This window comes from Frankia sp. CoBUL1 (assembly GCF_978021245.1).
The window spans coordinates 1-9,537 of sequence record NZ_CDXDOS010000124.1; the positions used below are offsets into that span (position 1 = coordinate 1).

Below are 9,537 nucleotides of genomic sequence, written 5' to 3' on the forward strand. Positions count from 1 at the left end.
GATACAGACCCGTCAGGCCGTCGTCCAACCGCTCCGCCGCGACGGCGTGCACGTCCCGCTCCCGCAGCAGAACGTAGGTGGTCGAGTGCAGCTCCACCTCGGCCCGGTCCTCGGGGTCGAACAACACCCGATCGCCAACCTGGATGGTCCGCACGGCCGTCCCCACCGCGACGACGTCCGCCCAGGACAGGCGCTTCCCCATATGCGCGGTCGGGGGGATGACGATGCCCGCCTTCGACCGCCGGCCCACGGCATCCTCACGCGGCTCGACCAGCACGCGGTCGTGCAGGAGCCTGATTGGCAGCGCGCCGGACTGCATGACACCCGATTGCGTGCCCACCCCAGCCGCGCCGACCCCGTTGACACCGCTGGACACAACGTTCACAGGGTCGGACACTACCCGCCTTCCAATCACCGGTGACACCCCAGGCGGCATTTCACGACCGCCCGATCGACCGACCACGTCCGCCGGCCGCGACTTTCCACGCCTCCCGGCCGGCATCCACGCACCCCACACCTCCTCACCGGAGGGGCCCGCCCGGCCGTCCTGATTCCCCGCCAACGTTCCGCCCGGGAATGCCCTCGGGTGACGGGACGCGACGAAGAACGCGATACCCCCACTTCGCCTTATCGGAGCAGAGCCAGCCGAACCTCCCCGGATGGGGAATGGTCTCCCAACGCGGTATAAGCTGCCGCCCATCGCCGCCCGGGCTGGCGCTGACGGGGGCGAGCCGGTCACCCCTCGATCGTCCGTTGGCGCCCAGGTAACCGTCGGCACGTAACGAACCTCAGGGATGGGGCAGGATCATGGCACTGCGTATCAGCGTCGACCTCGATGGGCTACGGTGGGCCGATCTGTTCCGCTTCGTCGATCTCGCCCGCAGCGGCGGCATCAGCGCGGAGGACCAGGTTGACGTCATCACCTACGGCAGTGACCCGATGTCGGTCAGCCTGTCGGCCCGCATCTACCCGGCATCCGAGGGGTTCCTCTCCACGGAGCAGTCGGACACCTCCGGCGACAGCATGCGCGGCGCCCCGCTCTCGATCAGCCCCGGGGCCGGCAGTCCCAACGGCTCGGAGTTCGCCTACGACGGTCCCACCGACCGCGCGGCCTCGGCCAACGGTGCCCACTACCCGGCGTTCGACAACGCCGCGGACCGTGCGGTCCCGCAGAGCAGCAACGGCCTGCCGTCCTCCTACGGACCCGGGTACGACGGACCCGCCGAGCGGGGCACCCAGGCGGCGGGGGGTGGGCACTATCCCGCGTTCGACGGCCAGCCCGACCGCATGCCGCCGGGTGCCGGCGGGCAGTTCGCGGGTTTCGAGCCGTTCGACCGGTCCGCGCCGGGCAAGGAACCCGGAGGTGCCCCCGGGCAGGTCGAAAGTCCCTACATCGAGGAGTTCGCCAGGCTTCAGGAGGGTCTGATGCGGCAGGTCCGCCGCACGGACGAGGTCCGGCCGGACCGGTCCTGATCTGCGATCAGCGCCTCCCCGCGGCCACGCCGTCCGGACTCCGGCTCGTACTCCGGCTCGGCATGACCATGCGGCCCGTCCCGGCGAACCCACTTCCCGCCCTCACCGCACGTAAGGGAGAGGGAACCATCAGCGGCATCTGGCACCGCGGGTCAGAAACGGAACGTGAGTCAGCGGTGACGGTAAACCCGAACGGGCTACACCCTTCGTGCCCGTTGGCCCGCTATGGTGCATGCTGCCGGTGATGGAGGATCCGCGCCTTGCTGACGTCGAGCAATATCACGGGCGACTGCGCTCGGAGCTCGACATCATCGCCCGTGGGCCGGTCCTGGCCGGCCCGAAGATCGTCGAGCATATTCACTCGCTGATCACCCTCATCGACCTTCATCAGCCGAATGAGTTCGACCTCTGCCTGAGCTGCGACCGTCTCTGGCCCTGCGCGTCGATCATCGCGATCACCGGCATGTCGCCGGGCGCCGCACCGGACAGCCGGGCGGTTGACGAGGCCAGGATGTTCCCTCCGGCGCGCCCCGCGGCCAGACCGCCCGCGCCGCAGTCGCCCCCGCCACCGCAGTCACCCCCGCCACCGCAGTCACCGGTCAGGCCGCCTGTCCCGGTTCCTGGACAGTTCCCCGAGCCGATGCCCGGGGCGGCTGCCCACCTGCCCATGGGGTCCCCGGCAGACTCCGACCACCCGCCGTCCGGCGGATACTCCGACCGTTCGGGCTACCCGCCCCCGGCCGCCCATCCCGCCCAGCGGGGTGCTCCGCGGCCAACCGGTGCCCGGCCACGACTGCCCGGCCGGCGGCAACATGCTCCCAACGGATACTCCTCGGACCGGCATCCGACGGGCGGGTACCCCACGGACCGGGACCGGTCCGCCGCGGACGGCTGCCCGCCGGCCGTAAACCCGTCGGTAGGCCGGGACGATGTCGTCGTGCCGTCATCCCGGCCCGCTCCCTCGATCTCCGGCCCGGTCGAGATGGCCACGGCCAGGGCCGAGACGCCGCGCCCGATGACCGGAACCGGGCCAGGCGGCCCGTCGGACCCCGGTCCCGCGGTGCCGGGGCCCGGACGCCGCCAGGGCCGGCCATCACCCCAGCCGGGGCCGACGCCGCCGGAATCCACCCGGTCGGGATCTATGCGGCCGGGATCCACACACCGCGGGCAGCCCGACCGCGGACGGCCGGGCCCGGCCGAGTCCCCGGGACGCCCCGCGGAGAACGGGGCGAGAGCCTGGGCAGACCGTCCCCGAGCACCGCGGCGGCGCGCGGAACCGGGTGGGCAGCCGACGAGGGACCAGCCCGGCCCACGGCCCATCGGCCGTCCCGACCACCCCGGGCCGGCCTTCGATCGGAACCCGACCCCGCCCGACGGGCGCGCCCCGGACGGAACCGGTGGTGTACCGCATGGCTCCGGTAGCCGGTACGCGCAACCTGGGATCGACCCGCCGAACTCGTCACACCCCGGTCGGGCTGCCATGCCGCGAACAGCCGCGCGAGCGGATGCGGATGCGGACATGGTGCCGTCCCCCCGCAGCGATCTGTCGGCGGCGGCGGCCCGCATCGACCAGACCGCGGTCGACGAGGTCACGCGGGCCTGGATGGCTCGCCGCGAGTCGGTGCTGGACGGCATCGACGTCATCTGACGCCATCCCCGACGCGGTCACCCGCCCGGCCGTCCCAGCGGGGGAGGCCGACCCGCCCCGGCCCGGCACCCCGGCCCGGCACCCCGGCCCGGCACCCGGCGGGGGAAGCGCCGATGCCGTCCTCGGCGCGTCGCGTCGCCCGGACGTCCCGGTCGCGGTATCCAGATGCGTCGCGTGGCCGTTGCCCGGCTCGACGACCACAGAGGGTCAGGTTTGGGGGGGCGGTCATGGTGGCAGTAACGCGACGCGGCAGACCCCCGCACCGGAACGACGACCGTGACTGACAATCCCCCGGAAGGTGAGGCGTGGCCGAAGCTCTCAGCGCACGCTTCGACCTGCCCGCCGATCCCCGCGCCGCCAGCCGAGCCCGCCGGCTGGTCACCGAGCTGCTCGCCGCTTGGGGCCGCCCGGAGACCGTCGAGGTCGCGCAGCTACTCGTCAGTGAGGTCGTGACGAACGCGGTGCGCTTCGTCGGCGCCCGCGCCGCCCTGTGCCTCACACTGTCCCTGCGCGACGACCGGATCCGCATCGCGGTCGACGACGGAAGCTCGCTGTGGCCGGTGCTGAAGCCCGCCCACGACGACGACGAGTCGGGCCGGGGCCTGCATCTGGTCGCCGCGCTGGCAATGCAGTGGGGCGTCGTCGAGGTACCGGATACCCGGGGGTCAGGCAAGCAGGTCTGGTTCGACCTGCCACGCCAACAGGATCCGATCGAGGCGGTCTGCGGCTCCTGACCGGGGCCGCCGACCGATTCCTCCCGAAGCGTCGTCGCGCGACTTCCGGTGGCCAGGTTGGCAATGAGACTGCTTCAGCTGCTGTTCAGCCAAGCCGCATACCGTCAAGCCGCGTACCGTGACGTACGTCTCCTCTGCATCACGACCGTGACCGCGCCTGTCGATCCTACGGGGGTAGTCATCGAGACTCCGGTCCTGCTCGGCGCTGTCAGCGCCGGGAGCGCCGCCACGCCCGCGCCCCCGCTTCCACCGCCGGTGGTGCTGACCCGGCAGCTACTACGACGCTCCGGTGCCCACCCGAGCGACGACTCCGACGACGTGGCTGCAACGACACCGAGCTCTGCAACGACACCGAGGGGCGAGCTCGTCGCATCCCCGGCCGGTGACGTCCACGTCTTCGCCGAACCGCTCGCGCTCCGTCTCGGACCGGTTCGATCGTCCCGCTCCCGGCGGCGCAACGTCCTGCTCGCCGGCGTGCTCGCCATGCCCCTCACCATCCTGGCCGTGCGCTTCCGCGGCGACATGGCCTCACGGCTGGCCGGCGTTCCCGCGCCCCGCTGGCACTGGCTCGTCATCTGCGCGCTTTCCTCGGTCCTGTTCTACTTCGCCAACGGCCTGTCCATGCGGGCGGCCAGCGGCCTGCGGATCGAGCTACGCACCGTGACCGGTCTGCAGGTCGCGGCAGCGGCGGCAAACCGGATCGTGCCCGCGGGTCTCGGGGCCATCGCGATCCATCTGCGTTTCCTGGAACGGCGCGGGATGACGCGTCCCGCGGCCCTGGCGGCCATCACGTCGATCAAGGTGGCCGGCGGGGTGGCGCACCTCGGGGGCATCGTCCTGGTCGCCGGCACCCTCAGCGACTCGGGCATCGGGGCGGCCGTGGCCAACCCGCTGCGGTCCACTGTCCAGGGGCTCGGGCCGGGGCCGTTCGTGCTCGGCTGTGGGGCGGTCTGCGCGCTCGTGACGGGCACCGTGGCCCATCCACGGATCCGGTCGAAGGCCCGGCCGGCGGTGCGGGCCTTCGACACCCATCTGAAGATCCTCGCCCATTCCCCGTGCCGGGCTCTGCTGCTGCTGCTGTCCCAAACAGGGACACGCTTCTTCCAGATCCTCGCGCTCGCCTGCACGGTCTGGGCATTCGGCACCAGCATGACGTTGCTGTCCGTTGCCGTAGTCTACCTCATCGGCTCGATGGTAGCCGGCGCGGCGCCGACAGCCGGCGGCATCGGCGCGATCGAACCGGCACTGGCCTTCGGGCTCGCGGCCGCGGGCGGTACGGCGGCGTCCATGTTCACCGCGGTCCTCGTCTACCGCCTGATCAGCTTCTGGCTGCCGGTGCTGCCGGGGTTCCTCATGCTGGCCTGGCTGCGCCGCACCGGCGACCTGTAGGCGGGGGGCGCGACCGGCCCGGGAGCGGCCCAGGCGGGCGGGTGGGCCGCTCACCCGCGCCGGGACGACCGGCGACGACGGCGATGACGGATCCCACCCACCAGGAGCAGCACACCTCCACCCACGAGAACGACCCGCTCCCAGCGCACCACCCGGACCACGGTGGCGCCGCCAGAGGGGCCGGGCACCGCCCTGCCGTCCAGCGCACCCCCGGTCAGCGTGCCCGCGTCCCCCCGCCGGGCCACGCCATCGGCTCCGACGCCGGCTTCCAGTTCGGGAAGCGCCGGCCCCGGGCCGATCCCGAGGACCGGACCGTACCTGTGGCGCAGTTCGGCGGTCTTCACCCGCAGCTGCATCTGGGCCCGCTCGGCGACGCGGCGCGGGCTGACGATCTCCGTGATGGAATCGATCGTCTCCGCCAGTTCGGCGCGGGTCTCTTCGATCTGCTGCTGGATCACGGCCGGGTCCTGCGGCACCGATGTCACCCTTTCGTCCGTTGCGAATGGCGGACGCGCTCCCGCGGCTGGCGTCGATCGGCGTCGATCGGCGTCGATGGACGCCACGGACATCTCCGTCGGGTGCGACCGGCCTGCAACGATCGTGCCAGACACATCACCGCCCGGCGAGACCAAACCGCCAGTGGCGCGACACGTCACGCGGGCGCACTGACGCACGGCGTCTCGCCCCGTCCGGTCCCGGTCTCCGTACCACGCAGCTGGCGCAGCTGGCGCCGCAGGCGGAAGCGACTGCACACCGGAATCCGTCCGGCGGGACATTACGCTGAACGTTGTGCGCGACGGCCAGCGGTGCTCTGGCCCGGGTGGACATCGCCCCGGGCGACTCCCACCATCAGCACCTGCCGCGGTCAGGCGGACACGTTTTCCGTGGCCCCGATCCGTCCTGCCCAGCCCTGCCCTGGAGCGTCATGGCCCCAGTCCATCATCCTCGTCACGACACGGGTTCCCGTCACGACACGGTTCCCCGTCTGGACAGTTCCCCCCGTCGCGCTCCCGGCGGCGCAGTCCGGCGCTGGCCGGAACCATTGCCACGGTCCTGGTCGCTTCCTCGATGGCGCTGCTCACCGCCTGCGCCGGCTCGGGAACCGACACCGGAGTGAAGATCGTCGATGTGGGCAACGGCGGCGACGGCAGCCTGCACGGCACCGTCCCGGCCAGGCGGCTGGCCAAGCCGGCCCTCAACCTCACCGACACCGACGGCCGTCCCTTCGACCTGCGCACACGCACGCAGGGGAAGATCACCATGCTGTTCTTCGGCTACACCCACTGTCCGGACGTCTGCCCGACCACGATGGCGGACCTCGCGTCGGCACTCGGCGAGGTGAAACCGGACGTGCGTGACCAGGTGACGGTCGTCTTCGTGACGACCGACCCTGATCGGGATACGGGGGCGGTCCTCAGCCGTTGGCTTGAACAGTTCAACGCAACCTTCATCGGCGTCCGCGGCCCGTTCGACCGGATCCGTACCGAGGCCGAGGCCTTGGGCGTTCCCCTGGAGAAACCGGAGGTCCAGGCCGACGGCTCCGTTCTGGTCACCCATGGCGCCCAGGTCATCGTCTTCTCTCGGGATGACAGGATCCGCGCGCTGTACCTGGCGGGGACCAGCGTCCAGGAATACATCGACGACCTGCCCACACTGACCGCCAAGCGGTCCGGATCAGAAGAAGCACGGTCTTGAATCCGATCACCTACAGCCTTGTCACCCCCATGCAGCCGGCCAGTCGCGCCGTCTCCACAGTGTTGCGCCTCGGCCTCGGCGTGGTCTGGCTGGTCGCCGGGCTGTTGAAGGTCAACGACCCGGACGGGATGGTGCGCTCCGTGCGGGCGTTCCGCATCCTGCCCGATGCCCTCGTGCAGCCGATCGCGTACGGCGTCCCGTTCCTGGAGATCGCCTTGGGGATGCTGCTCGTCGTGGGGCTCGCCGTGCGGCTGTCCGCCTTCGTGTCCGCGGTGATGTTCGCCGTCTACATCGCAGCGATCGCGTCGGCCGCCGCCCGGGGGCTGCGGATTGACTGCGGCTGCTTCTCCTCCGGGGGTGATCTCACTGCCGACGCCCCGACTCACTACACCTCCGAGCTGATCCGCGACAGCCTGCTGCTCGCCGCCGCCGGGCTGCTGGCCTGGCGGCCGAGCGGCTACCTGGCGGTGGACCGTCTCCTCGACCAACCAGTGAACGATCTTTCCGGGAGTACCGCTGATGGCTGCGAAGTCGAAGAAGGCACCGTTGACGACCGGCGGTAGGGCCCCTGGCGGCGGCGCGAGGCCCGACGCGACCCCCCCGGCAGGTGGAGGCAAGACGGTCAGCGGACAGGAGCGACGGGCCAAGGCCGCGGCGGCGCGGGCCGCGGCGGCAGCGCGGGAACGGCGACGGCGGCGCGGCATCATCACCGGCGTGGTGCTGGCCGTTCTCGTCCTAGTCGGCGTGATTGGCTTCGCCGTCCAGAACTCCCGCGAGGAGTCGAAGCCGGTGGTCCTGCCAGCGAGCGCCACCGGCACCGATCACGGCATCGTCGCCGGCAAGGCGTCCGCGCCGGTCACCGTCGACCTGTACGAGGATTTCCAGTGCCCCATCTGCGGGACGCTGGAGAAGACAACCGGGCCGACCATCGGCAAGCTCCTTGACGACGGCAAAATCAAGATCGATTACCACATGATGTCGTTCATCGGGCCGGAGTCGAAGCGGGCAGCGAACGCGGCGGCGGCAGCCGCCAACGAGGGCGGGTTCCGGCAGTTGCACGATGTGCTGTACGCGAACCAGCCCGAGGAGCGCACCGGCGGCTTCACCAACGACACGCTCATCACGCTCGGGGCGAAAGCGGGGCTGACCTCGCAGGCGTACCGGAAAGCGGTCAACGAGGGGACCTACGACGGGTACGTCGCCAAGGTTGACGAGGACGCATCGAAGGCCGGCGTCACCGGCACGCCGACCGTCTTCGTCAACGGCAAGCGGCTGTCCGGGGAGCAGCTCACCCCGGAGGGCTTCCGCGCGGCGGTCGACGCGGCAGCCTGACCGGGCTCCTGAGCAGGGCAGCCTGAGCAGATGGGGGACCTGGGCACGGTCCATGGTGCACAGACCGTGCCCAGGTCCCCCGAACCTCGCCACGTTGGGGATCTGTCCGCCGGGGGGGTTTGCCGTCCCGCGCGGGCCACGGCTACTTTTCGGGCCATGACTGAGACCGCCAACGCCGCCCGTCTGGTCCCCGGCGACATCGCACCCGACTTCGCCCTGCCCGACTCCGAGGGGAACGAGGTGTCCCTGGCGTCCTACCGGGGACGGCGGGTCGTCGTCTACTTCTACCCGGCCGCGTCGACCCCGGGGTGCACGAAGCAGGCCTGCGACTTCCGGGACAGCCTCGCCCAGCTCGACAACGCCGGCATCGACGTGCTCGGGATCTCTCCCGACAAGCCCGCCAAGCTGGTGAAGTTCCGCGACGCGGAAGCCCTGACGTTCCCGCTGCTTTCCGACCCGGAGCGGAAGGTGCTCGCTGCGTACGGCGCCTTCGGCGAGAAGACAATGTACGGGAAGAAGACCATCGGCGTGATCCGCTCGACGTTCGTGATCGGCACGGACGGCACGATCGAGGTGGCGCAGTACAACGTCCGCGCGACCGGTCATGTCGCCAAGCTGCTGCGCGACCTGGGCCTCGCAGCCGCCTGACCGGGACCGTCCCTGAGGCGCCTGGCCGGCCCATCCCGCAGGCTTCGTCGGCCGCTTCGTTGACGGCTTCGTTGACGGCTTCGTCAGCTCGCCAGCCGCAGATCCCAGCCCAACAGCACGTTCTCCGGACGGTGCGGATCGACCAGCACGGGGATACGACGCGGGCGGCCCGACGAAGCCGTCGCCGCCTCGCTCAGGTCGACGTCCAGGTCGGGAAGGACCGTGCTGCGCACCACCGGGTACACGTTGCCCCACGCGCCGGGGCGTTCGATGAGCAGATGAACCTCGGCGACCGGCCTGCCGTTCACCCGCAGGCCCGTGTCACGGACCGCGCAGACGGCCGCGGTCGTCGCCCGACCGGTGTCGATGAGCTTCAACGCCCGGTTCCGTTCGAGGAGGGCACGCTGGGCGGCGTGGCGGGGGCCGGGGCCGACTAGCCGTTGGGCCTCGTTCCCGGTCTCGTTCCCGGCCCTGACGTTGACCTCGGCCCTGATCTTGGCCCTGATCTTGGCCGGCGGGCTCTCGACCTGTGCCGCTGCCTCGCCGGTGGGCGGAACATCGGCGGGGGCGGAGCGCGGAACCTCGGTGAGGGTCATATGAATCGTCTCCCAGTGAGCC

11 protein-coding genes are annotated in these 9,537 nt (G+C 71.3%); 8 read left to right on the plus strand and 3 right to left on the minus strand.

What is annotated here, in order from left to right; all coding sequences use genetic code 11:
* The coding region (locus AC08OX_RS10710; RefSeq protein WP_476607673.1) for a GroES family chaperonin at positions 1 to 385 on the minus strand (385 nt) is incomplete at its 3' end.
* 422 nt (positions 386 to 807) lie between these two features.
* Here AC08OX_RS10710 and AC08OX_RS10715 point away from each other — a divergent pair.
* The 4 genes from AC08OX_RS10715 to AC08OX_RS10730 all read left to right on the plus strand — a co-directional run bounded on the left by AC08OX_RS10715 (position 808) and on the right by AC08OX_RS10730 (position 5,244).
* A complete protein-coding gene (locus AC08OX_RS10715) occupies positions 808 to 1,473 on the plus strand; it encodes a hypothetical protein (RefSeq protein WP_476607674.1) in 666 nt (221 codons plus the stop codon).
* 1,519 nt (positions 1,474 to 2,992) lie between these two features.
* Entirely contained in the window at positions 2,993 to 3,121 is a 129-nt protein-coding gene (locus AC08OX_RS10720; protein ID WP_023841030.1) for a hypothetical protein, read from the plus strand.
* A 305-nt stretch (positions 3,122 to 3,426) separates the two neighbouring features.
* Positions 3,427 to 3,855 (plus strand): ATP-binding protein, encoded by a 429-nt coding sequence (locus tag AC08OX_RS10725; RefSeq protein WP_011435370.1) that lies wholly within the window; start codon positions 3,427 to 3,429, stop codon positions 3,853 to 3,855.
* Between the two features lie 147 nt (positions 3,856 to 4,002).
* Complete coding sequence (locus AC08OX_RS10730; protein WP_476607675.1) at positions 4,003 to 5,244, plus strand: lysylphosphatidylglycerol synthase transmembrane domain-containing protein; 1,242 nt, start codon at positions 4,003 to 4,005, stop codon at positions 5,242 to 5,244.
* Between the two features lie 50 nt (positions 5,245 to 5,294).
* On the opposite strand, the gene AC08OX_RS10735 is transcribed toward AC08OX_RS10730, so the two are convergent.
* Positions 5,295 to 5,720 (minus strand): DUF3618 domain-containing protein, encoded by a 426-nt coding sequence (locus AC08OX_RS10735; RefSeq protein ID WP_476607676.1) that lies wholly within the window; start codon positions 5,718 to 5,720, stop codon positions 5,295 to 5,297.
* 592 nt (positions 5,721 to 6,312) lie between these two features.
* Here AC08OX_RS10735 and AC08OX_RS10740 point away from each other — a divergent pair.
* The 4 genes from AC08OX_RS10740 (at position 6,313) to bcp (ending at position 8,919) form a co-directional block, all read left to right on the plus strand.
* Entirely contained in the window at positions 6,313 to 6,939 is a 627-nt protein-coding gene (locus tag AC08OX_RS10740) for an SCO family protein (RefSeq protein WP_476607677.1), read from the plus strand.
* On the plus strand, positions 6,936 to 7,502 hold the full coding sequence (locus AC08OX_RS10745) for a DoxX family protein (protein ID WP_476607678.1): 567 nt from the start codon (positions 6,936 to 6,938) through the stop codon (positions 7,500 to 7,502). Before AC08OX_RS10740 ends, AC08OX_RS10745 begins: the two co-directional genes overlap by 4 nt.
* Positions 7,459 to 8,271 carry a DsbA family protein gene (locus tag AC08OX_RS10750; protein ID WP_476607679.1) on the plus strand — a complete coding sequence of 271 codons (813 nt, stop codon included), beginning with the start codon at positions 7,459 to 7,461 and terminating at the stop codon, positions 8,269 to 8,271. The genes AC08OX_RS10745 and AC08OX_RS10750 overlap by 44 nt, the downstream gene beginning before the upstream one ends.
* A 156-nt stretch (positions 8,272 to 8,427) precedes the next feature.
* Positions 8,428 to 8,919, plus strand: coding sequence for a thioredoxin-dependent thiol peroxidase (bcp, locus tag AC08OX_RS10755; RefSeq protein ID WP_476607680.1), 492 nt, complete (start codon positions 8,428 to 8,430; stop codon positions 8,917 to 8,919).
* An 83-nt stretch (positions 8,920 to 9,002) separates the two neighbouring features.
* Here the strand turns inward: bcp and AC08OX_RS10760 are convergent.
* Positions 9,003 to 9,537, minus strand: a 535-nt coding sequence (locus AC08OX_RS10760; RefSeq protein ID WP_476607681.1) for a hypothetical protein, incomplete at its 5' end; no start/stop codon positions are given.

What these genes read in the sequence shown, in the direction of transcription:
- AC08OX_RS10750 (WP_476607679.1), top strand. Translation starts at nt 7,459, where the DNA reads ATGGCTGCGAAGTCGAAGAAGGCACCGTTGACGACCGGCGGTAGGGCC.
- AC08OX_RS10740 (WP_476607677.1), top strand. Translation starts at nt 6,313, where the DNA reads ATGGCGCTGCTCACCGCCTGCGCCGGCTCGGGAACCGACACCGGAGTG.
- AC08OX_RS10720 (WP_023841030.1), top strand. Translation starts at nt 2,993, where the DNA reads ATGGTGCCGTCCCCCCGCAGCGATCTGTCGGCGGCGGCGGCCCGCATC.
- bcp (WP_476607680.1), top strand. Translation starts at nt 8,428, where the DNA reads ATGACTGAGACCGCCAACGCCGCCCGTCTGGTCCCCGGCGACATCGCA.
- AC08OX_RS10715 (WP_476607674.1), top strand. Translation starts at nt 808, where the DNA reads ATGGCACTGCGTATCAGCGTCGACCTCGATGGGCTACGGTGGGCCGAT.